This window comes from Solitalea canadensis DSM 3403 (assembly GCF_000242635.2).
In the GTDB taxonomy this organism is placed as follows: Bacteria; Bacteroidota; Bacteroidia; order Sphingobacteriales; family Sphingobacteriaceae; genus Solitalea; species Solitalea canadensis.
On the sequence record NC_017770.1, the window covers coordinates 2,814,133 to 2,838,903 of the forward strand.

The following is a 24,771-nucleotide window of genomic DNA, read 5'->3' on the forward strand; positions in this document are numbered from 1 at the left end:
GGGTAGACAGATGGTTCCGTCCACCCTTAAACACTTATTTACTCTGCTGACGAAGTACAGTTATAAAACCTTTCTTAAGCTGCATTTTCCCATCATCACCTTGTATTTTGAGAAAATAGAAGTAAGTTCCATCCGGGGCGCCTGCGCCATCCCAATCATTTTTATAGTTTGTTTGCCTGTAAATCTGACGACCGTTTTTGCTCACCACCGTTATTTCATTAGGTATATTTTCAATGCCTTCAAGATAGAATAGGTCATTGATTCCATCTCCATTAGGTGTAAACACATTCGTTGTCTTTTTAGGAGCTTCAAATGAAATTGGTGCTGGAGCTGGTTCTGCAGAAGCAGTGAGAGTTGGGGAGTCATCATCAATGATGGTGATGGTTGCTTCATGATAAACATCTTCTCTATATTGATTTTTATACCTTATTTTAAATGTTTCATTCCCTTCCGCTACAAGATCTCCTACAATAGGCAAAGCAAAAACCACAACAGAATCCCTCAATCCAAAAAACCAGTCTGTAGCATAATCATTAGTAGATACCGGATAATAATCTGTTACCTCTCCAGCAGTTTCCGAAACAAGATGGAATTCCATTTTTTGCAAATTATCCGATATAAGATGAGAAGAAGCTGTAATCTTGATTGGAATATACTTGATAGAATCATTTCCCTCCTGAACTGTAACATCATCTATATGATAAATCATTGTAGGATCATCATCCCTTATAAAGATACTCACTGTATCAGGACCTGCATATGCAGCATTAATAGGATTTGAAATAACAATCTTAAAACTTTCAGTAGACTCAATCACATTGTCATTAAGAACATCAACAGCAATTTGGAAGGAAGCCGACTGATCAGGTAAAATAGTTACTGTGCCTGAAGTAGCAACATAATCTATACCGGCAATAGCTGTTCCATCAATGGTATGGTAATCTAAAGTAGCAGAGTAAGAATTTCTGTTTTCCAGATATCCCGAAATAAGAGCTCTCTTATTACCCTCTGGATTAAATCCAGGTCTGAAAACTACGAAATAAGGTTGACCATTAGCCTGGTACTTATCAATGATAATTCCAGTAGCAACAGAATCTTCCAATACTGCATTTATTGGATTGCTTAAATGTACCTGGAATGATTCTGCATCTTCAATTAAATTATCCGATAAAACTTCAAAAATAATGGCCCCTGAGTTGTTTCCTTTACGAATTGTGACCTGACCTGATGCCAACTTCACATCATTAGAGGTTGCAGTTCCCGGGGTTAAAGAATAGTTTAATATTACGTCTTTTGTTGTGGGTTCGCTCAATATAATTTTAAATACTCCGCCAACAGTAGTCTCATGTTCAGTTACTATTTCATCATTAATATTAACTTTCACTTTTTTGAATGGATAATCATCATCCCTAATAACAAGAGTGATCAGATCATCAGGTACTGCTACTGAACCTCCATTGTAATAAAAACTCTTTGTTGAAATCTTAGCATTAATAATATTTGATACTTTAACATAAAATATCTCCTGAGTTTCTCTTACAGCATCATCTATATACGGAATTGTTACTAGCTTTACTGTTTCGCCTGGCAGAAATGTTACTGTTCCTTCCGTTTGAATAAAATCACTTCCGGCAAGTGCAGTTCCGCTGACTGTTTTGAAATCAACTTTTACAGTATCACGTTCAATACGATCCAGATAAAATTCAAAAGTTATACTGTCCGATTCATAGACTTCCATTGCATTTCTATCGCGTACATAATAACTTAAAATTACAGGTCTATATTCATAATCATTGTTCGAAATTCTAACTAATGCAGTGCTATTAGCTAAAACGGCATTAACCGGATTACTTAATTTAACTTTAAAAGCCTCTAAAAATTCATAAGTAGAATCGTCAATAATTGGAACATTAATGTATTTAACTTTCTCTCCCGGAGCAAAGGTTAGTGTACCCGAGGTTATTTCATAATCCATACCTCCAGTAGCAGTACTATCAATAGTTGTATAATCAACTGTTACCGGTAATGATGCTGCTGAAAACAATTCAACTTTAAAAGTAATAGCTGTGTCTTGTTCAGGAGTAGTAACCACCGCATCCGAAATATTTAATCTGAGATCAGTGTCTACATTATCATCATCTTTAATTGTTCCCTTAGCTTTGTTTCTTACAATTGAGGCATTTTCTGCATTACTAATGGTCACATAAAAATCCTCATTGCTTTCTTTTGTGATATCTCCTTTTATATCCAATGAAACCCATTGATAAGTCTTTATCGGAGCAATTGATGTGTTTCCGGAAATTGCTACAAAATCACTACCTGCTTTCGCTGTTCCTGAAGTAATTTCATAATGAAATTTTATTGGATATTCACTACAGTGGCCTTTTAGCTTTACCAAAAAATAGATTCTTTTTTTGCCTTCATTCCCTTCTAAAATGCTTGTATCACGAATCTCCATCTGTGGCGGTACATCATCATTTATAATCGTGCATTTCCCAACTCTCTTACAAAAAGTATGGCTTCCAACGTAGGCTGATAATACCAAATCAAATTCTTGATTTGACTCGTACGTTTTGTCGCCTTTAATGGTAACAGGGATTTTTTTTTCGGTTTCTCCGGGTGCAAAAACTAAAAATTGATGAACAGTCGTATAATCAGTAGGTGAGGTTGCTGTAATGTCACGATTTGATGAATTTTGAGTCCACCAATTTAATTTTATCGTGTCTGTTGACGGCCTATTAAGTGTCACCTTAAAATAAACCGTTTTTGTCCCGGAGTTACCTTCTGTTACGGTAATGTTGTTGATAGATACACAAGGGAGAACGGACTTATCTCTTTTAATTTCCTTCGCACTGATACCCTCACCGATTAGCAATAAAAACATTAAAATTAAAAGTGATTGACCTGATAAAAGGCGTAACCGTGTGATAAAATTGTAAGTAACTGACAATTTTGTTTTTTCAATAGTAGAGTTGATAGCAGACATTTTAGTTTTTTTAAGATAAAACCATATAAATCGACCGGATGTATAGGTAAATGATGAAAAAATGCCGAAACGTTCAGAAAAAATGCTTAGATAGATGCTGCCGAAATAAAAGTTACTAACGGTCTTATACTAAAGTTAGGAAAAATATCATTTATAACAAACTTAGTTACAACAAATTACAAAAAAGCCACACCCACATTGTCGGCATGGCTCTAACTATGATAAAATTTATGTTTTAATAGCGTATGATGGCAAATTCTGTCCGGCGATTTAACTGAAACTCAGCATCACTACATTTTGTTCCGTTTACACAATGGTTTACAGGCTTTGTTTCACCATATCCTTTAGCAGTAATGCGTTTTTGATCTATTCCTTTGGAAACAATGTAAGCCACTGCTGATTCTGCACGCTTCTGACTTAATTGAAGATTATAGCTGTCGGAACCGCGTGAATCGGTATGAGAACCTAACTCGATTACCATTGTCGGATTATCATTCATCACCTGCACCAACCTGTTTAGTTCTTGTGTGGCATCTTTACGAATGCTCCATTTATCGAAGTCGTAATAAATATTATCAAGCCTGATGCCTTTATTTAATTCAATCGAATCAATATTTAAGGCCAGTTTTGCGTACAACGTTTTAGACTCTTCATATCCCTTGGTACTCAAACTGTCTTTGCGACTGGTGATAAAATTTGTTTTTTCTGCTGTTATCGAATAGTCAGTATTTTCATCCAAATTGAAAGCAAATGCTCCGATTTCATTGGTAGAGGCTTTTATATTGGTATTACTGTTTTGATTATACAAGGTTACAACTGCATTGCCAATCGGTTGACCAGTCTTTTTATTGACCACCGTACCTTCTAACCTAAATTTCAAATCTTTTTTAACAAACTGGTAAATATCATCCATACCCTTTCCTCCGGAACGGTTGCTTGATAAATAACCACTTTTACCATCTTCATTAAACACCAGGTTAAAATCATCTTGAGGAGTATTTACAGGATACCCAACATTTTTAGGTGCACTCCATTGGTCAGCTCCAACTTTGTATTGAGTTACATAGACATCAAGGCCTCCCATACCTCCTCTTCCGTTGCTTGCATAATACAGGTAATTGTTGTTGTCGAAGCTTGGAAAACGTTCATTACCTGCTGTATTTAGGGTGGTCATATTGATGGGTTTATCCCATGAACCATCGTTTAAACGCTTGCAATAATACAGGTCTGATTGTCCGGCACCTCCTGGCATGTCGGAAGCAAAATAGAGGAAATTACCATCCGGACTAAAACATGCATCACTTACTGAATATTCTAAAGGTGAATTATAGGCAAATGGCTGTGGATCTGACCAGCTATTGGTAGTTTCATCGTATTTTGAAAAATACAACTCTAATTTGATGGTATAATCCTTACGTTTTTTCTTATCGTCTGTATAGCTTTTACTGTTAGTAATACCGCGTGTGCGCGTAAAGAAGACCTCTTTCCCGTTTTTTGAAAACGTTGCCGGACCATTGTGAAACTCTCCGTTCAAATTACCTGAAAACAATTGTGGCTCTTTCCATCCATTCCCTTCTTTTTCTGCATAGAACAGCTTTAAATAGGGTAAACCTGTCCAACCGTAATAACTTTTTTTAAGGTTATTATTTGCATTGAAGAATAAGAAACGGTTCTCCTTCATGTAATTAGCGTTCAGTATCCTGTCGGAAGTAAACACAATTCCATTTTTATACGGAACCGCGCCCCAGTCGCTTTCTGCTGTATTTAAGGAGGTATCTAAACGAAAAGTAAAGTTCACTGGTTTTAACATCCAGTTATGTGCAGAATCGCAAGACGCAATCAATTTATTGGTATTTGGCAAAGCTTCTGTTCCTGCTTCCTGTTGATATTTCTGATACCACTCTTTTGCTTCGGTATATTTAGAATTATTTCTTAATGCTTCTGCATAATAAAAAACATCTATGGGCTCATGTCCGTCTATTTGAACAACTTTAGCATACCAGCTTTCGGCAAACTGATAATTATTCAATTGACGATAACTTTCGGCTAACCCTTTAGCTGCCAACAACGACTCTTTTTTCTCAAAAGCTTTTTCATATAAAGAAATAGCCTCATTGTAATTAAGTAGCTCTGTTTGACGTTGAGCCTCACGTAACGTAGCCTGTCCGAAAACCTGATGCATGCCAAAGGTTAACAGGATAATGAGCAAGTATATTATTCGATTCCTCATGGTAAATTTAGTTTTGTAGTTCTGTCACTATACAAGACATCACTTATTTTAGAAATAACGAGGCGACAACATTCTGACTTTCTTAGGAATAAAAGAATAGCCCAGCGAAATCTCATGCGTGCCATAATTAAAATCCTTGAACTTATTAAAAGAAAAATCATAAGCATAACCTATTCGTAAACGGTCAGTTGCATAAACCTCTATCAATGCAACAAATGCATCAGTGGTTGATAAATCCTCCTGAAGGTTATTCTTTTTCCATGCATTTATTCCTGTGCGATAAGACGCTCCAAGCCATAATCGTTCACCCAACAATACAAAAGAGTTGAGATCTAAATTAGCCGGCCCTTTTGCCTCATTTTTGAGCATAAATGATGGTTTTAACAATACCATTTTAGAAAGTGGAATTAGCGTTCCTGCTGTTAAATAAAAGTGAGGCATTTTAGTAGGAATCAGAATACTTGGATCTTTTGCATAATTCATGTACCGACTGATTAAATTATCGGCCGAGAATCCTGCATAAAAACGATCTGAAGAATAGTAAACGCCCGCTCTGATATCCGGTACAACAACTGATTGCATATCCACCGGCTTGCTCGGATCATTAGGATTATAAGATTCAAGCATCGTACCATCCAAACCATATTGAGCCACTCCAATACCCAAACCCAAAGCTAAACGTGATGTGGTCCCAACTTTTAATCGGTATGCATAGTTAGCATAAGCAGCTAATGTACTTTCGGCGCCCAACTGATCTTTTAACACTGTTAAGGCTAATCCTACGTTTCCATTATTTGCAATAGCATCTAATGCTAGGCTAAAGGTTTCCGGATGGCCATCCAACCCACCTGTCCACTGGCTACGATAAAAGGTATGTAAGTTCAGCTGTTCCTTATAACCGGCATAAGCAGGATTTATATAGATACCATTAAACATGTATTGAGAAAACTGGGCATCTTGCTGAGCAAAAACTTTAGCTGTAAAAAGCACTAGTGCGAAGGAAAGAAAGAGCTTTAATTTCATATGACAACCTGATAACGATCTTCCTTTTAAATAAACACTATAAAAAACTAAATAATAAACACTTAGGTATAAAATGTATACAATTTAAAGCTTTATGTAGCATTTTCTATTCAAAAAAGAAGCTCCACTTTTAATACTTAATTAATTTTCATGCATTTACGTAGTAAAATATCTACTATAAGGCAAGCAACAGATAGCAACATTCAATATTTATGCCTGAGATTTACTTTTTTCGTGTAAAAAAGTCCTCTACTCAACCTGATAAGATTTAACTTTTTAGTGAAAGAGGACCTGAAAAAAACTAACAAAAACACTCATTCTATTTTCTTAAAATGGCTACCCAACCTGTAAAAGATTGCTGGTCGGTAGTTTCATTTTTTACTGTTAAAACATAATAATAAGTGCCGGGCTGAAGCTGGCTACCGTCCCAGTCATTCATGTAGTTCTCTTTCTTGAATACATTTCCTCCCCACCTGTTCATAATAGAAATCTCATTATGTGACCATGTTTCCAAACCCTCAATTTGGAATGTGTCATTTACATTATCTCCATTAGGTGTAAAAACATTTGGGATACGAAGGCCAGTAATTTTGTTCATGTAAGTGCTGGTATTATTGGCCATTATCGGATCTTCAACAGCTGATTCAACAGTTGCCCGATTAACCACATCTCCAATTTTTGTGGCTATTACTCTAACACTAATTCTGATTTCTTTTCCGGGTGCAAGTTCATCCAATGTCCATAGAAAGGAATTGGAAAAATTATCGAAGGCAAATAAACCGTCTTCGGTTTTATAGTTATAAAATGCTGTTTTTTCATTCAACGTATCTTTTACTACAACTTGCCTTGCAGTATCAGGACCAGCATTCTTAATCAAAAAAACATATTCAAATTCCTTACTAACAGGCACGTATTGTTTGTCAGCAGATTTAACAATGCTCACGTCCGCCTTCTTAGGCACAATTTTTACATTGATCACCACATCTTCAGCGGTTGACACATTATTGCACTTGACAGGATCAGGAGTATCGGCCGTTACAACGGCGGTATTTGACGCTATACCTACTTTAACTGCTTTTACCTTTACAATCAGAAACTGCGATTGTCCGGCCTCTAAAACATTAAAATTCCAAGATAACTGGCGTGTGATGACATCATAGTCCACAGCGGCAACAGAAGCAGATTCAAAAGTCATATTCTCCGGCAGAATATCTTTTACTTTAATCATTTTAGCAGGAGAAGGTCCCTCATTGCTTACTTTGATCAAATAGCTCAAGGTATCGCCTTCATTTACTACTTTTTTAGAGGAGGTTTTAACAATACTAACATCAGCCGTGTCCTTTGCACTTACTATTGTCGACACGGACTTATCATTGCATTTACAATGATCAACCGTTTCAGACCTAACAAAGGCCGTATTTCTGAAATTGCCCTCCTTAACAACTGTAACGGTCAACTTCATAGACTCCGCTTTCTTCTTTAGCAGGTCTCCAACATTCCAACTTATGTATTTACCATCAACCTCCACATTTCCGCTACTCACGGTGGAGCTGGAATAAACTAACTCATTAGGAAGCGTATCTGTTACCACCACCTTTTTGGCGTCCGCAGGTCCTTTGTTGTTAATGTTAATGGAATAAATAATCGTTTTTCCTACGGCAACTGACTTAACATTTACAGTTTTGTTGATCACCAAGTCAGCACTGTCTGGCGGATGCTGAAGTTTTATTTTGAAACTTACAGGAAAGTTTTTTCTGATTCCTAAATCTTTAGAAACGGCAAAGGATGCCAGAAAAATTATACTTACGAAGAAGATAAAAACGGCAATCAACATACGTTGTCGCCGGTAATAGGACCTCCTATATCCGGAGCGATGAGAGCGATCATTCATAGAGCGTAAAATTTAGATAGATAAGCGTACAATTATTTACATAGAAATCTTTTAAACAGTATAAAAACAGCCTTAAAAGGCCAACAAAAGCCACTCTAAACAGCAAGAGCCATTTAGTTAAGTATATTTTTCTAATTGAAAAACAATAATTTACTTGCTGAAATTCAAACGTTATGCCACGCCGTTTTTACAAATATTATCGACCATCAAAACCTGTTTTATTGTATACACTTAAAGAAGCCCAAATCATAACTGAATTGCCTATTTTTGAGCATTGAAATATTAAAACAGAATTAACTGATGGTTAAATATTTACACCTGTTATCAAAATACAAATTGCCCTATAGACCACAGTTATCGTGTATTAATTTCAGGACAAACGTAACAGGCTAGCGATAGATGGAACTTGAACTATTGTTACCTCAATTCATCATAAAATGGTTAAACTTATTTTCCATGTCGCTTGCTTTTAATCAGTCTGGATTACATTATCTTTGCCGATTAATTTAACCCTTATGATGATGATGGGCACTTGAATTGCATGTGCCTCAACCTTTAACTGATGAAAGCAAAAACAGCAAAAGAATCGCTTACTATTATGAATGAATTGGTATTACCGAATGATACCAATCCGTTGAACAATTTAATGGGCGGTCGTTTATTACACATGATGGATATTGCCGCAGCCATCGCAGCGCAGAAACATAGCAATAGGGTGGTAGTAACAGCTTCAGTAGATAACGTTTCGTTCAGAAACCCAATTGGCTTAGGTGACGTGGTAACCATTAAATCACAAGTTACCCGTGCCTTTAACTCTTCAATGGAAGTACGATTGGAAGTATGGGCTGAAAATATCCCGAACGGAACAAAATTTAAAAGTAATGAGGCTTATTACACTTTTGTAGCTGTAGATCAAACCGGGAAAACCATTCCGGTTCCGGAAGTAATTGCAGAAACTGAGGAAGAAGTCAGGTTTTATGAAGGAGCTTTACGTCGCCGTCAGCTTCGTTTAATCCTGGGCGGAAAAATGAACCCGGATGAAGCTACCGAACTAAAAGCATTGTTCTTCCCTGAAGAATAATTATAAAACCGCGAAGGCGCTAAGACACAAAGAATACTACTTTACGACTTAGCGCCTTCGCGGTTATTTTTTTACCCATTGGCAATTTCCAAAATTCTGTCAAATTCGGCCGCTTTTAAAGGCATAACTGAAAGTCGCCCCTGACGAACTAAAGCAATATCTTTTAATCGCTCGTCTGCTTTTATAGTTTCTAAAGTAACCGGCTTTTTCAACGTTTCAACCGGAGAAAGATCCACCACTACCCAGTTTTTATCGTCAGTAGTTGGGTCCTGATAGGATTCTTTAACCACTTTTGCTACTCCCACTACTTCTTTCCCTTCATTGCTGTGATAAAACATCACTAAATCACCCTCTTTCATATCACGCAGGTTATTGCGAGCCTGGTAATTACGAACACCATCCCAAAAAGTACGTCCGTCTTCGTTAAATTTCTGCCAACTGTATTTATGTGGTTCTGATTTTACGAGCCAATGATTCATTGATTATATGCTTTTAAAGGGTTAATAAAGGCTTTTCAATTGATCACACTTATTGTGATAGCAATTGGCAACAAAGATAAATTAATCGGTTATATAAAAGGAAAAGCAAAATAAAATCAACCTCGATGTTAATTCATATATGGGAAGGTTATGAATTTTTCTCTAAAAAATGATTGTTGAGAAGAAAACTAAATAGAGTGAGCTTTTACTTTTTAAAAGTAATCTTCTGATAATCTTTCAAATAAAACAAATTGAGCAATTAATTGACCTATTCCAGCTATTTTAAAAACTTCTTTTATCTTGCAACCACATTTGCCTTGCGGATGCCTTAACGCAAGAAAAACATTTTAAGGACATTCTACATTTAACACAATTTTATGATTAAAAAGCTATTAGCCATTACGCTAGTAATCATCTTGTTTGCAGTCAGTTGTAAGAAGGATGAAAGTATTGAGTCTTCAAAATCAAAAGAACACTTTACTATTGATGAGGCCAAAAGCTGGTTTCAAAGCAGAGAATTAAATAGTTCGTCAAAACAAATTGAAGGGAAAAGCAAAAAGAAAAAAGTTAACATCCTATAAAACTAAATGGGAGAACGCTATTACGGAATCAGATTCCATTTATTCAATGTTTGAAGTTCCATTAGATTTTGAAAACAACCCCGGCTTTGAAGTTCAAAATTTAGCTGAAGATTCTGTTGCTATTAATGCTGATAGTCAAACACGGTTGTTACTCTTGAAAAACAAGAAAACAGATGTTATAGAATCTTATTTAGTGCATTTTATTTCGAAAAATAAGAATAATGCATCTAGTTCAAATTTAACCAAATCCAAAATAGTTTCTATTGACAAAGATTTTAATGGTATGTTGCTTTTAACAAATATGGATGGAGAATTTATCCGAGGTTCATACATTAAAAAAGGTAAACATTTTGGAAGGCTTAATAAAACGAAGGTAGATAGTAAAAGTATTGAAGGTCGTCCCGATCCGATTGAAGACCCTGGAGTTCCAGGTGATGGAGGCGGTGGTAGTGGCTGTACTTTATGGAAAACAGTATGGATGACTCAAATATGTACCACATGGAGTGATGGAATTGTAACCTGCGGTAGTTGGGAAGTCACATCAATAGAGTACTATAATGTTTGTGAGGATATTCCTCCTGGTGGCGGAAGCGGTACAGGTAATAACCCAACACCTGGAGAAGTGATTATTAGAGAAAGGATTGACATTCTTAATGAAATTACCACACCATGTCTTAAAAAAACATTAGACGGTGTTTTAGTAAGCAAATTAGAAAACAGCATCGCTAAGTCAATGAAAACTCTTTATGGTAAAAACACAGACGCTAACTTATTTTTTAGGGACGGTTTTAATTTAGAAACGAAGACAGATGGTATTTGCACTGCTGAATACAGATCCACATACGGTGATAAAATATTTATTGATTGTGTAATTAATCTTAACAATAATACATTAGAAAACAGCTCTAAAGAGTATGTTGTCGCTACCATATTACATGAAGGAATTCATGCAGTTATGCGCTATAATGGGCTTACTGATAAAATGGATCATTTCGACATGGCTTTATCTTATGTCGAAACTTTGGCTAGTGGAATACAAGAAATATATCCAAACGTTTCTAAGAATGATGCTATTGATCTTGCTTGGGGAGGTCTCCAAGAATCGGCTTCTTGGAATTATTTAAAAAATACCAATCCGGGATTAGCTAGCAGAATTATTGCTACTAATGATTACTATAAAAGAAATGTAGTTGGAACTTCAAATTGCCAATAATGAAAAAACTGCTATTGTTACTTTGTCTTTTAGTTATAGGATTAAAAGCATTTAGTCAAAAAGAAAAATTAAAGGTCGACATAACTAGACAAATTGCAAAAGGTGTTGCTTTAACAAGTAAACACAAGTGCAATTTTGATACGGTTAAAATTGTTTTACATGTTACTTCGACAAAGTCTAATATAAACGATACAGAAGTGTTTTCGTCAGATGAAGGGTATAAACGGCAGTATGTAGAGTTTTTTAAAGATGCAAATAATAAACATCTCAAACAATTACAAAGCTCCTTGTTGAAACTTTTAAAAGGCTATTATCCTAAAGTCAAATCTGTTAGTCTCATGATTTATGCGTTTAACACACCTGGTTATGATGATTGTGATGTAACGGTATCAACAAAAGATTTGCAAAATATTATTCGAAAAAGTTACCCTGAAAGTTCTCAAAGCAGTTTATCTCTTTTGCCAATTATAACTACAATTGGCCCTTCGGTAATTGAATGACATTGAGAAAAACAGTAGAAATCTTATTTCCTTTTTTTCTGTAAAAAATACCAAATAACCTTCTTACAAAGGGAAGTTGCAAAAGCTATAAAAAAATAGGAATTTACAAACTCGCAAAGCCTAACATTTTAAGTGTTGGGCTTTGTTTTTGAAGATCAAACTCAAAAAAATTTTTTTTATTCTGCGCGTCCATCCAGTACAGACATAAGCCCCCGCCTTCTCTTTGATGGAAAGTGTTTTCATTTGTGTGAAGATCACAAGGAGGTTCAAGCAGAAATCAAGAAGTCAGCTTTTTAAAAAGTAGGGCTGTGAACTTTTGAACACTTCTATAAATAGTGCCTCTGCATCTCAAAAAATCAACTTTCGCTGCTTAAATCCTGATTTTTTAAAAAGCAAAAGCTTCGTCACTCACTGTAATTTTCCACTTAAATTTCTTCACTTATAGTTTAATTCATAATTTGTTTCAATATGAAAACAATTATACAATCAAAAATAATAGCTTGTGGAATTAGCTTCATTATATGTTTGCTTTATTTAGTCCAACAAGCATCAGGACAATCTAAAATTCAAAGTGAAGAGGATTTTTATAAACAATTCTATAAAGGTGTAACAATTCCTCCTATAGATTCATGCGCTATAAGTTTTCTAAAATTGATTTTTGTCACAAACTCATCAGGTAAAGTAATAAAGACAGATGTAGTTGGAAAGTCAATAGTACAAAAAAAAGCTTTTTGGAAATTTATAAATAAAAAGGACTCGACAACTATAATAACGAGCGATACATCATTTAAGAAAATAATAAAATTAGATATCTCATGGCTAAATACATTGGCCAAAGAAAAAAAACTATACAATCATTCAATTGTATTACCTGTTTTTATATCTACTTACAGTGATTTTAATGATTGTCAACTGAATATAAGCTTAAATACTTTATCCAATGATTTAACTCTATTTGACGCATCTACAGGGTCAGAATACAGATTAAAACCATTGTTTTTCAGGCGTCTGAAATCTCAGAGATAGCGCCAAATTAGGAGTAACATGCTTGAATTGCAGATTTTAAATGACAACGAGGCAGCTTTTAAATTACCAGAAAAACTTAAAGAAGCAAATAAATCCATCGGAGTTTTTAAATTTAGTGCCTTATGAAGATGCAGTTAAGACTAACTAATAATATCGATAAGCTTGGTACAACTGGACTTTTCATTACTGCCATATTTTCTCCTTGTTGTTTCCCTCTTTTTGCCTTTGCAGCTTCAGCATTGGGCCTAGGTAGCTTTGAGTTTTTTGGAAGCTGGACAATGTTGTTTTTTCAATTAATGGTTTTAGTAGCTTTAATTGGGCTATATAAATCGTATCAGAAACATCAGTGCTTGTACCCACTATTACTTGCATTGTTGAGTGGGCTATCCATGTTTTACGCAATCCATTTTATTGACAACGAATCTTTCGTCTACACCCTTTACGCAGGAATGTTTGGATTATTAATAGCAACGATTTGGAATTATAAAAGAAACAAAATGAATAGAAATTGGGAAAATTGCACTACATACAATGGTAAGATAGTTGAACTAAATTCAACCATCTCTTGTCCAGAATGTGGATACAAGAAAAATGAGATTATGCCAACAGACTCTTGTGTTTATTTTTACGAATGTGAAAATTGTAAAGCTCAATTAAAACCTAAACAAGGCGATTGCTGTGTTTATTGTAGTTATGGAACGGTAAAATGTCCACCAATACAAGCTGGGGAAACCTGTTGCTAATAATATCACAAATCATCACTTAGTATTTTAACAGAGATAGCTGCATTTAATAGTTATAATTGGAAGAGCCCTGTAGGGACAGCATAAAAAAATGCTCAAATAATATTTTGAGCATTTTTTATTGAAGAAACTGCGAGACAGCCTCAATAATTAACTTCTATTGTAAAGTATTAGGGTAGCTTGGTCAAGGGCTGTTTAAATAAGCCCAATTCAGAAATAGTAGGATTTAAACGCGATTGTTCAATTCTTAACCTTACTTTTTTAGCGGTTATAGGTTCAAATTTAATCAACCGCTTATATCCAATTGTAGTACCCTCAGTTGCCTGTTTCCAATCTGTACCATCCCAATATTCGAATACAAATTTCTCAACACGCTGACCAATCGTAATGTTTTCCTGAAGAGATAGCACATCAAAAGTTTGTGCTGTTTTCCAATCCAGCTCAATTACAGCAGTGGTGTCATTCCCTTTTGTAGTCCAGTTTGTTTTGAAATGACCGTCAAGTAAAAATTTAGTATTTATTCCATTAGCAGATGTAATAACAGCCTCTTTGGCATAGTTCACCTTAAATGTTTCTTCTCTAAGTTTAGTCCACGCTTTTAAACTGTTCAGATCACTTTCATTAATCAATCCTTCCGTATCCGGTGGAATATTTAAAAGCAACACTCCATTTTTACCTACAGAATTGTAATAGATGTCGAGTAGCTTTTCTGGAGATTTAACTTTGTTGTCTTCATCAGGATGATAAAACCATCCCGGTCTGATGGATACATCAGTTTCTGCCGGGTACCAAATCAACCCTTTAGCATCTTTTATCTGCGCTCTTCCGCCAATATCTTGTCCCTCTAAATAGCCGGAGGGCTTAATGCTGATTTCTTTTTGTGAGTTTGCTGATATTTCAGCCTGGTCAAGGTTATCAACTGGAAGTACACTCCATTCTGTTTCTCTGCCGTAGCCTGTTTCAGTACCCACCCAACGTACGTCAGGCCCCATAATGGCGATCGTTGCTGTAGGTTGTAATTTACGGATAAGGGCATACCATCTATTAAAATCATACACCTGTTTTTTACCATTGGGGCCTTCGCCGTTTGCTCCATCAAACCATACCTCATCAACTCTCCCATATTGGGTAAGTAATTCGGTTAACTGAGCTATAAAAAAGTCGTTGTAAGCATCGGTTCCATAAGCAGCTGCGTTCATATCCCATGGAGAAAGGTAAATTCCAAAGCCTATGTCATACTTTTTACATGCATCTGCTACTTCTTTTACCACATCGCCGTTACCATTTTTCCATGGACTGCTTTTTACAGAATGGCTGGTAGTTTTTGTTGGCCATAGGCAAAAACCGTCATGATGTTTGGCTGTTAATATCACTTGTTTAAAACCTGCAGATTTAGTTGTTTTTACCCATTGTTCAGCATCCAGCTTTGTAGGGTTAAATATTTTAGGGTCTTCTTTTCCGGTTCCCCATTCTTTATTGGAGAAAGTGTTTACACCGAAATGAAAAAAAGCAGTTAGTTCAAGCTGCTGCCAGCGTAATTGCCTTGGAGTAGGTGTAATATTGGCGGCTTTTTTAATAATTTCTGTTGGTGTTTCGTTGGGTTTAATGATGGTATAGTTTTGCTGGGCCTGAGCCAAGCTGCTCATTAATATAGCCGGTAAAAGCAGTTGATATGACTTCATGTGAGTTCTTAATTTAATCGCTCAATATCAAAATTATCCAATTGATTTTTGCAGGAAAAGAAGTAAAACCTAATAATTACGAACGCCATCCCAAAAAGCACGTGAGTCTTCGAAAAATTCTGCTAGCTACGCTTAGGGGTTTCTGATTTTACGAATCAATGATTCATTGATTATATGTTTTTAAAGTCGATCCAAATCATGATTTGAAAATATCTGAATTGCGTTTATTTTAGTCAAAGCATACTTTTTAAAAATGATACGTTTTACGACAATATTGATTCTTTTGATAGCCTCTCTTTCTTGTAAAAACCAATCTATTAATGAGATAAGAATAAAGAAAATTGGGCAAGCGCTTATTCAAATTGACGCTACTACCGACAGATCTTCAATTCATGATATTACTTATGTCGGCGAAGGGCTCTTAAACGAAATTTCCCAATTAAAGATTCATTCAAATAATAGATATGAGCATAGCGTCCGTTCAGGAGACATTATCAAACCTTTTGGTGATAATACAGCCGACTGTATTTTAACAATAGACACTGACTATAAGGACATTGAGATACGTTTAGTATATAACCCAGACAACAACAAATACGATATATTAGGCTGGAGGGCTTTAGCTAAAAATAAATAACTGAAACATCTGCAAACTAAATTTTCTCTTTCATCGCCCATTTTTTACTAATAAAATTTAAAAGTTTCCGCTCAGACATTTTCACATCTCAAAAAACTTTATAGTTTTGATATATACAAAATGGCCATGCAACCCTATTTGCTCTAATTCGTCTTTACAGTACTATCTGCTATCAAAAATGATTCATCAATTTGACATACAAGCATTTATTAAAAACTGTATCGGTCTTATTAGTATTTCATTTATTTGTAGTGCACTTTCATCCATCAAAGGCGGTATCATCTTTACACCACTTATTTATGGTTTTTACCTATGTTTCACGTATCCTGAAAAACTTAGGTATAAAAATGTTTCTTTGATTTTACTCCCACTCCTATTTCTTGCATTATTCTTAACCGGAGGGGGAATGTTCTTTGTTATAGACCTTCATGTAAAGTCGCCGGATAAAGATCCTTTACTATTCGCCATCATTGGTATTTGGACCTCGCAAGTTTTACTGGTACTTATTTGGGCTTTATTAAAAATCAAACTAACCATTGGTGGGTTAATTCAGATGGCAATTTTGGTACTTCCCCCCTATCTACTAAAACTACATCCAGTTGAAACCGCAGATAATTCTATCTTCTTGTTTTATTTCCTCTGGCAATCGGGCTTTTCAATCGGATTGTCTACAATACTATCCTTGGCAACAAATAGTAAACAATCCCTAAATTCTAATCATTCTTAAACTATATACTCCCTAAACACTCAAATGAAGAAACAAATCATTCTAACTATCCTTTCTGTTTTAATTAGCAATTTTATAACAGCTCAACCTCAGCCATTTTGGAAATTTAAAACTGCCGGAAAAATTGCCGGATCTCCCTGCGTTTCTAACAATAAAATAATAATCGGCAGTGAAGATGGCTTTTTATATGCCATTGATAAAACTAATGGACAGCAACTTTGGAAATATCAGGGCGATGCTCCAATAAAATCAACTCCTGCGACGGTAAACGGTACAGTGTTTTTTAACAATGCCAATGGCAATATGTATGCTATTGATGCTACTTCTGGTAAAATGTTGTGGAAACAACAAATGCCGGGCGAAAAAATAGTGGATTTTTGGGATTATTATTTATCATCTCCTGTTCTGCATGATAATTTAGTTATCGTTGGAAGTGGCAATGGCGCAGTTTATGCGTTTGACCAAAAGACAGGAAAGCAAGTATGGACGTTTAAAACAGATGGCGTTGTACATGCTGATCCGTTGATTCAAAATAATACTGTGTATGTAGGCAGTTTTGACGGCAATTTTTACTCATTAAATGCTACTTCCGGTCAGTTGTTATGGAAATTTAAAACTGTTGGAGATATGTTTTTCCCTAAAGGAGAAATACAAAACGGTGCTTCATTTTTTAACAATACTGTTTACTTCGGTTCGAGGGATTTTAATATTTATGCTTTAAACGCCGAAAAAGGCACTGGCGCCTGGAATATGAAAGAGCGTGGCAGCTGGGTTATTGCAACACCCGCGATTGCAGATAGTTTAGCATTTTTCGGTACGTCAGATACTCATACTTTTTATTGCCTTGGTGCATTGTACAGTGAAGTAAAATGGAAAATTCCATTGAATATGCGTGTTTATGGAAAGGCCGCATTTTACGAAAATCTTGTTTTGTTTGGTTGCTTTAATGGTAAACTTTACGCAGCCGACAAGAAAACCGGAACAATTAAATGGGAATATCAAACGGAGGCCAGTAAACAAAATTGGCTGACGATATTTGATGAAACCGGACATATCAAAAAAGGGTTTGAGCTCTATGGAGATGATGTCCATATTGCTAACACTGAAAAGATAATTATGAACCTTGGAAGCATTCTTTCATCTCCAATTGTAGAACAAAATATGGTTTATTTTGGCAGTACTGACGGTTATGTATATGCGCTAAAAATGTAACTCTTTTTATGAAAGCATCCATTATAACCCAACCTGGCGGTCCTGAAGTTCTTGTGCTTCAGGAGCGGGAGAAACCTTCTATAAAAGCAACGGAAGTGTTAGTGAAGGTGATTGCCGCCGGAGTTAATCGTCCGGATGTAGCACAGCGAGCGGGACGGTATCCCGCTCCTCCTGGAGCTCCTGCTGATATACCAGGATTAGAGTTAGCAGGTATTATTGTTGAAACCGGAGCCGAAGTAACTACATTGAAGATCGGTGATGAGGTTTGCGCCTTGGTTGCCGGTGGTGCTTATGCTGAATTCTGTACTGTTCCTGCTGAACTTTGTTTACCTGTTCCAAAAGGACTTACAATGGTTGAAGCAGCCTCCCTTCCTGAAACCTTTTTTACGGTTTGGAGCAATGTGTTTGACAGGGGTTCCCTTAAATCGGAAGAATCTTTATTGCTTCATGGTGGCAGTAGTGGAATTGGAACAACAGCAATTCAAATGGCTAAAGCTTTAGGTAATACAGTTTATGCAACAGCAGGATCCGACGAAAAATGCTCTTATTGCGAATCCTTAGGAGCAGACAAATGCATCAATTATAAAACTGAAGATTTTGAAGAAGTAATCAAAACCATTACAAACAATAAGGGTGTCGATGTGATTCTGGATATGGTTGGAGGAAGTTACATTCCTAAAAACCTTAACATTTTAGCCGACGATGGGCGTTTGGTTTTTATAAACGCCATGAAAGGCTTTAAAACGGAAGTTGATTTCCTAAAAGTAATGCAAAAGCGCTTAACAATTACCGGAAGTACTCTTCGTCCTCGACCTAATTCTTTCAAAGCTCAAATTGCTCAAAATCTTATCAAACATGTGTGGCCACTAATTGAGCAAGGCCAAATTAAACCTACTATATACAAGACTTTCCCGCTCGAAAAAGCCAATGAAGCACATGCATTAATGGAAAGCAATGAGCATATGGGGAAGATTGTTTTGAAGGTATCTTAACCCCTAGCCCCTAAAAGGGAATCCATATCGCTAGAAAAAACTAATCTCTGCATTAATAAATGACAGGTAACTCTAACATATGAGAGCGAGCAGAATCCCCTTTAGGGGTTAGGGGTACCCTCCTACAAACTCATTACTTTCTTCATCTCAATGGTAATCCGATCTTGCTCGCGGAGGCGTTTGCAAAGTGTTCGCATAATTCCCTTTAAAATATCGGAGTTAGTGGCAATAACGTCGTAAAATGTCTCTTGTTCTATTTTCAGGAACGTGCAATCAGTAAGAGTGGTTACACTTGCCGATCGTGATTCGGTATCAAGAAGCGATAATTCGCCAAAGATTTCATTTTCAGATAAGGTTACTATTTCATGCTCTTCATCATGAATTAGCACCTTGCCGGAATAGATAAAATACATGCAATTTCCCCTATCCCCTTTATTAAACACTCTTACTCCCTTATCAACCAAATACTCCTGACAGATCGAAGCAATTTCCATTAAATCGGTTTCCCTGCAATTCTTAAAAATTTCCGAATTCTTTAATAATAAGACCTTTTCAATAATTAACATTTAAAATCAGGTTAAAGCGTTTAAAACATATGTGGTTGTTTCCTGCATAACATACGATTGAGAAGGTGTTTCATTTACAGAAAGCTTTCTAATAAAGTCATAATCCTTGTTTTTCCACAAGCTGTAAATAGAAACGGCTTTTGTCCATGGTGTAAACTCATTTGCATTAGTAAAAACGATCTTATCAAACAAATGATTAATCTCCTGTTTCTTATGGATTTTGCGCGTATCATCCGGATCAATAAAATGATCAAACAGCATATTCAATTCCCTTATTACCCGTTGAGGCAACACCATCTCAAGCATTTCCATAGCATTGTAAAGCTTAGAACTATCTTCGGTTTCAAACAATTCTAATATGCGGTTGATTTCCTGCTTATCATATAAAAGGCAGCAAAGCCGTAGACAAGTTTCCAGGTCATTTTGTATTTCGGATCGAAGAGAGTTTTTTACCAATACATGGTTTTTAAACGGCTGAATCGCATAAAAACAATCGATCTTATCCTTGGCACTTAAGAAGCGATCATCCAAAACATGATTAATTAAACCGCTTTCATTGGAGGTGGATGGTCGGTACTCTTTCCTCCATAAAGCATGCACAATTTTATTAATCCAATCAGGAGAGGTACTCAGATGCATTAACAGAAAATTAGTGGACTGCATTCCTTTCATTTTGCCAGCTAATCCAACCAGTTCTGAAGTGTGGTTATTGATAACGGATGGCTCTATATCATCAAACAAATCATCTCCATATTGCAATAGTCCTTGCAAGGCGATGTATTTTCCGGAAGAGTTGGACAGCATTCCCAATATGTCGGGCAAAATGCTCTTTATCTTTAACTTACAGGCCACCATAATAGCATTCCGCTTAACCGAAATATCCTCATCATTAATCAGTTGCTCTATTGCATCGGTAAAACGGACATTTTTAAGTTCACTGATGATATGAATGGCCAGATCACGCTCTTCCGGAACGGTTGACTGAATGAGATTATTCAGTTCATTTCCGGCCTTGAATAAATGGTTAAACTCATCTTGATTGAGTAAACTAATGATCACTACTTTTCGCACGGCATATTCAAGGTGCTCAATTTGTTCGGAAAGCATTTCGAGGTAACCTTTATCGTTACGACAAATTATGGAGGTAAGACTTTGTTTAATTTCACTGTCGCTTTCATGCGCAACCAGTTGCTTCAACAAATCAATATCGGGCTTTTTTATTTTGCTAATTTCAGAAAGCACATACAATTTAACCTCTTTATCCTCTTTATAGAGCTGCTGATAAAGCAGATTCATAATGTCGGGATGGTTTGCTTTTCCCAATAATTTCAGCGCATAGATGATCTCAGATTTCTTACCATTAGCGATTTTATTCAGCAGGATATCAATTGATTTTTGGTCATTCAGATAAACTTCGTCACTATTGAAAATCCCCTTGCTGATAGATCGATGGAGCGTTCGTAAATAGGCCCGTTTTACATACATAATCGCAGCAGCCCAGGCTACCAAATTGATCAACACAATTTTGATTGTTAACAGAATGGTGACCTCTATTCCCATTTTATTTAAAATGATCAGCGATAAACCGACCATGATTAATGATGGAGGCAACATGTATCCTTTCGTGATCAAATGTCCATGTAAACGAACTTTTTCTTTTAATGGCTGAAAAAGGATAAAGAAAATCGGTTCCTGCATGGCCGACCGCAATACTTCGGTTAGCAACACCATCATCCCGAAAACATAAAGAATATATTCGGATTGCTGATCCATTGCAAAAAACACCAAGCTAAACAAGAACAATATTACAGGGGTGATAAAAAGACAAATAACAATCCCCCATCGCTCTATCACTCTACTGGTAATCATCAGTTTAAACACCAGAGCAATGATTCTACCTACTGCAAAAAATGCTGCAATAAAAGCAGCCAGCGAGCCAATATCTTCATATTTTAATTTAACGTGTGATAGGAACGTAAAATCAATAAGATTGAACACATTATAACTAAGAATGGTGAGTATGGAAATGGCAAAAATCAACTCGTTTTTAAAGAGCGAATCCATCAATCCTTTTTTGCGCTTATCCTGCTGCAGATCAATTACCTGATGATCGGCATTATTGCTACGCTTAATGGCTTCCCAATTTGTTTTCTGGATAGCAACATGAAAAAACCATAATCCAATAAGCAGCGATATTACCGACATCCATAGTAAATTGATTAACCCGAAAAATGCAATTAATATAGGGGCAGAAAGGTAGCCGATAAGTTTTGCAGGAATATCTCCCGCGCCAACAATCGAAAACACCCTTTTGCTCTCCCGGATATTAAACAACAGTGATACAATACCCCAGTAAGCATATCCATTTAACATGTAAAAAAGCACTGACCATACCATTAGGGCGAAAATGAAATACTGTCGGTGCCCCCACGATAAACCCAACCATAAACAGATCAGAATTACCAAGGAGAAAAGGATAATATACTTTAACTGACGTAGCGGGGACGACCGATGCTCAAGCTTTTCGTAAGCCACATTCAGCAATAACAGAAACGGTGCAATTGTGAGGTAAGCATAGGGTAAAAGCTGTATGGAAAGCGCCTGCAGAAATAAGGTATAGGCAATAATATTTACATACGAAATTGCCAACCCAATAAATATTTGCACTCGTAGGAGATCAAAAATATAAGCCGATTCTGACGCCTTAATATTAAGAGCATTTAACACCCTGTTTTTCATTAAATTAAATATACAAAACAGAGTTGAGCAATTAATTTATTAACTGTGCTTTTTTGAGAGGTATTAGTGTGGATAAAATGGGAGATGGAAGGTTGAATGCTACAAGATTTATTATTTGATTAGGAGATAGTTGTAGATAGATAGACATCAATCAGCCTAATAAAAAGGAAGACTCTATCTGGCGAGAGCTTAAAAGAATGAATCATCATGCTTTCTGCCTCTGTATTATATTTACTCGAAAGTGACGCTTAACTCCATATCTATTCTTTTTTACTTTTTACCTTGTTCTTGAAGTGTTCATCTAACCGGTCACTTCAAAGCTTTAATAAAATGGTAGACTCTGTCTGGCCCAAAGCTTAAAAGAATCATTATGCTTTCTGCCGGACAGAGTCCTCTGTACTATATTTACTCGAAAGTGACGCTTCGCTTAACATTTTCGAGAACGGAGAACCACTCCACAAGACTTTTACTAACTAATTGTTTAACACCACTTTCTTGTAAGTAAATAAATACTTTGCTGAAACAACCGGAGATTCATTTCCGGAACCAATTGACACAGTAGTTTCTATTGGGTAGGAATCCTCATTGTATTTACTCTCAAAATAATAATTATATTCTGTAGGGACTGTTGCCCCTCCTAGTAAATTCATTATCTGCATTCTTGTTAAATCCTTTTGGAATACGCCTCCAAAAGGCAAAGAACCAGCTATAAAATATTGATTTTTAATATCTTTCATCCAATGATTTTTATCGTTATGAAAATAATGTTGATCTGTGTAGGTAGGACTATAACCATCGAACATATGACTCAGTAGCATATTAAACTCATCGTACTCGTAGTTATAACAATCACGGGTACTCTTTCTCTTAATAATCCAGTTACTATTCCATGTAAAACTAGATACATCATTTGTTACTAATTCCCATACTAAATCAGAGTCTTGATAGTGTCCATTCTGATCAGGTACAGCCCCGGGCTTTGGACTCGCTTCCCATTGCTTAGATATTGATCCAACAATTTTGTTATTTAAATAGGTATATGTTGCAAAGGCATCACCCAGTGTTGACTGATAATGATCCCAAGAGCTTTGAGTTTCACTCAATTTTCCATTAGTGTATGAAAAAATATGATCATAGGTTCTTGGAACGGTGGTTACTTTTTTCAAATCACCTTCATCATTTTCATATTCCAAATAGTACTTAATCGTACGACCTCCAGGGAACTGTATTTGATCAATTTGAATTGGCAAATAGATGGTTTTACTTATTTTATTTTCCTTTTTTATGTCTTCTTCGGTTGGAATATCTTTCTGACAACCATAGACAATCAAAGCCAATAAGGCTAATAGATAGAGAGAGAGCGTTTTCATAGATTTATATTTTAAATATTTGTATAACAGCTATTTAAATATAACTATTTAATTTTATAATGTATTTATGTAACGTACTTGATAACTTATAATCATGATAACCTTGTTCTTTTGAAGCGTTCGTCTAAGCAGTCTCTTCAAAGTTTTAATGAACTGGAAGACTACTAATGAACCGAATATTAAAAAGTAAATCGTCGGTTCATTTACTATTATTTTGGAAGATGTTTCATTGGTGGCTCTGTCTGGCCGAGAGCATAAAACAATCATTTTGCTTTCTGCCGGACAGAATCATCTGTATTATATTTACTCGAAAGTGACGTTACTGATCATTCCGAGAACGGGGAATTAAACAAAGTCGATCATTTGATTAAGTGATAGTTGTAGGCAGTGAACCTACCTAATGTCGGATCATAGAACCTGGCGCCGTAATCGTACCAACCAATTTCCGCTTGTAACTCCTTACCGTTGTAAAGATATTTATTTGTCGGATTAAATGACTTACCCGGTATCTGCATTCCAAAAGCATAATAACTGTCTTCCTGTAAAACTGCTCCTGCTTCACTAATTGTTACACGGGTGTTGCCCAAATGGTCTTTGAGATCATAGTGATAATAGTATGGACTAGTAGTTCCGTTCCAATTGGCTCTGCCTTCTTCTGTTGCCATGAACTTGATCGTAGTGGTAGTTCCAACAGTTTGCAGTTGTAAACCATCCACATAGTCGTCAGTGGTTGTACCTACGGTCTTACGCAGCTTCCTGCCACTTGCATCGTACAGGTAATTGATGGCAGTACCTTCTTTCACTACCATTTGCGGCAAATTCAGGTAATTATATAGGATATTGGTGGTAATGCCTGCATTCTTATCGATCAGCATATTTCCATTAACATCGTAACTGTATTCACCTACCTGTTGGATATCATTTACCTCTTTAAAGCCCTGACTTTTATACGGGATAGCCGCATTGGACTTTTCATCCACATGATCCAGTTGGTTGCTCAGGTTCGGTACCTTGTATAAGGCTGGCTTTATGCTTTCGGCCAGACACAGTCTTCCCTTTTATTTATACTCCGAGGAGACGCTGCGCTTAACTC

The 24,771-nt window shown here is 36.1% G+C and carries 20 protein-coding genes; 10 read left to right on the top strand and 10 right to left on the bottom strand.

Features of this window, described 5'->3' with window-relative positions; genetic code table 11:
- Positions 1-34: 34 nt before the first annotated feature.
- The 4 genes from SOLCA_RS11580 to SOLCA_RS22380 all read right to left on the bottom strand — a co-directional run bounded on the left by SOLCA_RS11580 (position 35) and on the right by SOLCA_RS22380 (position 8,130).
- Positions 35-2,986, bottom strand: a complete 2,952-nt coding sequence (locus SOLCA_RS11580; RefSeq protein WP_014680637.1) for a Calx-beta domain-containing protein — start codon at positions 2,984-2,986, stop codon at positions 35-37.
- Between the two features lie 235 nt (positions 2,987-3,221).
- A complete protein-coding gene (locus SOLCA_RS11585) occupies positions 3,222-5,216 on the bottom strand; it encodes an OmpA family protein (protein ID WP_042479708.1) in 1,995 nt (664 codons plus the stop codon).
- Between the two features lie 48 nt (positions 5,217-5,264).
- Positions 5,265-6,239 (bottom strand): PorP/SprF family type IX secretion system membrane protein, encoded by a 975-nt coding sequence (locus tag SOLCA_RS11590; protein WP_014680639.1) that lies wholly within the window; start codon positions 6,237-6,239, stop codon positions 5,265-5,267.
- A gap of 319 nt (positions 6,240-6,558) precedes the next feature.
- Positions 6,559-8,130, bottom strand: a complete 1,572-nt coding sequence (locus SOLCA_RS22380; protein WP_014680640.1) for a T9SS type B sorting domain-containing protein — start codon at positions 8,128-8,130, stop codon at positions 6,559-6,561.
- A 562-nt stretch (positions 8,131-8,692) separates the two neighbouring features.
- Between SOLCA_RS22380 and SOLCA_RS11600 the strand changes: the two genes are divergently transcribed.
- Entirely contained in the window at positions 8,693-9,211 is a 519-nt protein-coding gene (locus SOLCA_RS11600) for an acyl-CoA thioesterase (RefSeq protein WP_014680641.1), read from the top strand.
- Positions 9,212-9,282: 71 nt separating this feature from the next.
- Here SOLCA_RS11600 and SOLCA_RS11605 read toward each other — a convergent pair whose 3' ends face one another.
- Positions 9,283-9,690, bottom strand: coding sequence for an EVE domain-containing protein (locus tag SOLCA_RS11605; protein ID WP_014680642.1), 408 nt, complete (start codon positions 9,688-9,690; stop codon positions 9,283-9,285).
- A gap of 377 nt (positions 9,691-10,067) precedes the next feature.
- Between SOLCA_RS11605 and SOLCA_RS11610 the strand changes: the two genes are divergently transcribed.
- From SOLCA_RS11610 to SOLCA_RS24000, 5 genes are all read left to right on the top strand, one after another.
- Positions 10,068-10,271 carry a hypothetical protein gene (locus SOLCA_RS11610; protein ID WP_014680643.1) on the top strand — a complete coding sequence of 68 codons (204 nt, stop codon included), beginning with the start codon at positions 10,068-10,070 and terminating at the stop codon, positions 10,269-10,271.
- 46 nt (positions 10,272-10,317) lie between these two features.
- The gene (locus SOLCA_RS11615; protein WP_042479710.1) at positions 10,318-11,484 is read left to right on the top strand and encodes a hypothetical protein; all 1,167 of its coding nucleotides are present in this window, start codon (positions 10,318-10,320) and stop codon (positions 11,482-11,484) included.
- Positions 11,484-11,984 carry a hypothetical protein gene (locus tag SOLCA_RS11620; protein WP_014680645.1) on the top strand — a complete coding sequence of 167 codons (501 nt, stop codon included), beginning with the start codon at positions 11,484-11,486 and terminating at the stop codon, positions 11,982-11,984. Before SOLCA_RS11615 ends, SOLCA_RS11620 begins: the two co-directional genes overlap by 1 nt.
- 468 nt (positions 11,985-12,452) lie before the next feature.
- Positions 12,453-13,010, top strand: a complete 558-nt coding sequence (locus SOLCA_RS11625; protein ID WP_014680646.1) for a hypothetical protein — start codon at positions 12,453-12,455, stop codon at positions 13,008-13,010.
- A 128-nt stretch (positions 13,011-13,138) separates the two neighbouring features.
- Positions 13,139-13,753 carry a MerC domain-containing protein gene (locus tag SOLCA_RS24000; RefSeq protein ID WP_157604559.1) on the top strand — a complete coding sequence of 205 codons (615 nt, stop codon included), beginning with the start codon at positions 13,139-13,141 and terminating at the stop codon, positions 13,751-13,753.
- A gap of 170 nt (positions 13,754-13,923) precedes the next feature.
- Here the strand turns inward: SOLCA_RS24000 and SOLCA_RS11635 are convergent, their stop codons facing one another.
- Positions 13,924-15,435 carry an alpha-L-fucosidase gene (locus tag SOLCA_RS11635; RefSeq protein ID WP_014680648.1) on the bottom strand — a complete coding sequence of 504 codons (1,512 nt, stop codon included), beginning with the start codon at positions 15,433-15,435 and terminating at the stop codon, positions 13,924-13,926.
- Between the two features lie 253 nt (positions 15,436-15,688).
- Between SOLCA_RS11635 and SOLCA_RS11640 the strand changes: the two genes are divergently transcribed.
- The 4 genes from SOLCA_RS11640 (at position 15,689) to SOLCA_RS11655 (ending at position 19,003) form a co-directional block, all read left to right on the top strand.
- The gene (locus SOLCA_RS11640; protein ID WP_014680649.1) at positions 15,689-16,072 is read left to right on the top strand and encodes a hypothetical protein; all 384 of its coding nucleotides are present in this window, start codon (positions 15,689-15,691) and stop codon (positions 16,070-16,072) included.
- A 178-nt stretch (positions 16,073-16,250) separates the two neighbouring features.
- Entirely contained in the window at positions 16,251-16,799 is a 549-nt protein-coding gene (locus SOLCA_RS11645) for a hypothetical protein (RefSeq protein WP_014680650.1), read from the top strand.
- Between the two features lie 24 nt (positions 16,800-16,823).
- Positions 16,824-18,011, top strand: a complete 1,188-nt coding sequence (locus SOLCA_RS11650; RefSeq protein WP_014680651.1) for an outer membrane protein assembly factor BamB family protein — start codon at positions 16,824-16,826, stop codon at positions 18,009-18,011.
- Between the two features lie 8 nt (positions 18,012-18,019).
- Positions 18,020-19,003: an NAD(P)H-quinone oxidoreductase gene (locus tag SOLCA_RS11655; protein ID WP_014680652.1), complete on the top strand. Its 984-nt coding sequence runs from the start codon at positions 18,020-18,022 to the stop codon at positions 19,001-19,003.
- Between the two features lie 122 nt (positions 19,004-19,125).
- Here the strand turns inward: SOLCA_RS11655 and SOLCA_RS11660 are convergent, their stop codons facing one another.
- The 4 genes from SOLCA_RS11660 to SOLCA_RS11675 all read right to left on the bottom strand — a co-directional run bounded on the left by SOLCA_RS11660 (position 19,126) and on the right by SOLCA_RS11675 (position 24,658).
- Positions 19,126-19,497, bottom strand: a complete 372-nt coding sequence (locus tag SOLCA_RS11660; RefSeq protein ID WP_217166122.1) for a Crp/Fnr family transcriptional regulator — start codon at positions 19,495-19,497, stop codon at positions 19,126-19,128.
- Positions 19,498-19,575: 78 nt separating this feature from the next.
- Positions 19,576-22,308, bottom strand: a complete 2,733-nt coding sequence (locus tag SOLCA_RS11665) for an MFS transporter (protein WP_014680654.1) — start codon at positions 22,306-22,308, stop codon at positions 19,576-19,578.
- Positions 22,309-22,781: 473 nt separating this feature from the next.
- A complete protein-coding gene (locus SOLCA_RS11670) occupies positions 22,782-23,678 on the bottom strand; it encodes a hypothetical protein (protein ID WP_014680655.1) in 897 nt (298 codons plus the stop codon).
- A 359-nt stretch (positions 23,679-24,037) separates the two neighbouring features.
- Positions 24,038-24,658 carry an RHS repeat domain-containing protein gene (locus tag SOLCA_RS11675; RefSeq protein WP_014680656.1) on the bottom strand — a complete coding sequence of 207 codons (621 nt, stop codon included), beginning with the start codon at positions 24,656-24,658 and terminating at the stop codon, positions 24,038-24,040.
- Positions 24,659-24,771 lie beyond the last annotated feature (113 nt).

Excerpts from the sequence above, each read along its gene's own strand:
- SOLCA_RS11580 (WP_014680637.1), bottom strand. The coding sequence starts at position 2,986 with ATGTCTGCTATCAACTCTACTATTGAAAAAACAAAATTGTCAGTTACT.
- SOLCA_RS11585 (WP_042479708.1), bottom strand. The coding sequence starts at position 5,216 with ATGAGGAATCGAATAATATACTTGCTCATTATCCTGTTAACCTTTGGC.
- SOLCA_RS11590 (WP_014680639.1), bottom strand. The coding sequence starts at position 6,239 with ATGAAATTAAAGCTCTTTCTTTCCTTCGCACTAGTGCTTTTTACAGCT.
- SOLCA_RS22380 (WP_014680640.1), bottom strand. The coding sequence starts at position 8,130 with ATGAATGATCGCTCTCATCGCTCCGGATATAGGAGGTCCTATTACCGG.
- SOLCA_RS11600 (WP_014680641.1), top strand. The coding sequence starts at position 8,693 with ATGAAAGCAAAAACAGCAAAAGAATCGCTTACTATTATGAATGAATTG.
- SOLCA_RS11605 (WP_014680642.1), bottom strand. The coding sequence starts at position 9,690 with ATGAATCATTGGCTCGTAAAATCAGAACCACATAAATACAGTTGGCAG.
- SOLCA_RS11610 (WP_014680643.1), top strand. The coding sequence starts at position 10,068 with ATGATTAAAAAGCTATTAGCCATTACGCTAGTAATCATCTTGTTTGCA.
- SOLCA_RS11615 (WP_042479710.1), top strand. The coding sequence starts at position 10,318 with ATGTTTGAAGTTCCATTAGATTTTGAAAACAACCCCGGCTTTGAAGTT.
- SOLCA_RS11620 (WP_014680645.1), top strand. The coding sequence starts at position 11,484 with ATGAAAAAACTGCTATTGTTACTTTGTCTTTTAGTTATAGGATTAAAA.
- SOLCA_RS11625 (WP_014680646.1), top strand. The coding sequence starts at position 12,453 with ATGAAAACAATTATACAATCAAAAATAATAGCTTGTGGAATTAGCTTC.
- SOLCA_RS24000 (WP_157604559.1), top strand. The coding sequence starts at position 13,139 with ATGCAGTTAAGACTAACTAATAATATCGATAAGCTTGGTACAACTGGA.
- SOLCA_RS11635 (WP_014680648.1), bottom strand. The coding sequence starts at position 15,435 with ATGAAGTCATATCAACTGCTTTTACCGGCTATATTAATGAGCAGCTTG.
- SOLCA_RS11640 (WP_014680649.1), top strand. The coding sequence starts at position 15,689 with ATGATACGTTTTACGACAATATTGATTCTTTTGATAGCCTCTCTTTCT.
- SOLCA_RS11645 (WP_014680650.1), top strand. The coding sequence starts at position 16,251 with ATGATTCATCAATTTGACATACAAGCATTTATTAAAAACTGTATCGGT.
- SOLCA_RS11650 (WP_014680651.1), top strand. The coding sequence starts at position 16,824 with ATGAAGAAACAAATCATTCTAACTATCCTTTCTGTTTTAATTAGCAAT.
- SOLCA_RS11655 (WP_014680652.1), top strand. The coding sequence starts at position 18,020 with ATGAAAGCATCCATTATAACCCAACCTGGCGGTCCTGAAGTTCTTGTG.
- SOLCA_RS11660 (WP_217166122.1), bottom strand. The coding sequence starts at position 19,497 with ATGGAAATTGCTTCGATCTGTCAGGAGTATTTGGTTGATAAGGGAGTA.
- SOLCA_RS11665 (WP_014680654.1), bottom strand. The coding sequence starts at position 22,308 with ATGAAAAACAGGGTGTTAAATGCTCTTAATATTAAGGCGTCAGAATCG.
- SOLCA_RS11670 (WP_014680655.1), bottom strand. The coding sequence starts at position 23,678 with ATGAAAACGCTCTCTCTCTATCTATTAGCCTTATTGGCTTTGATTGTC.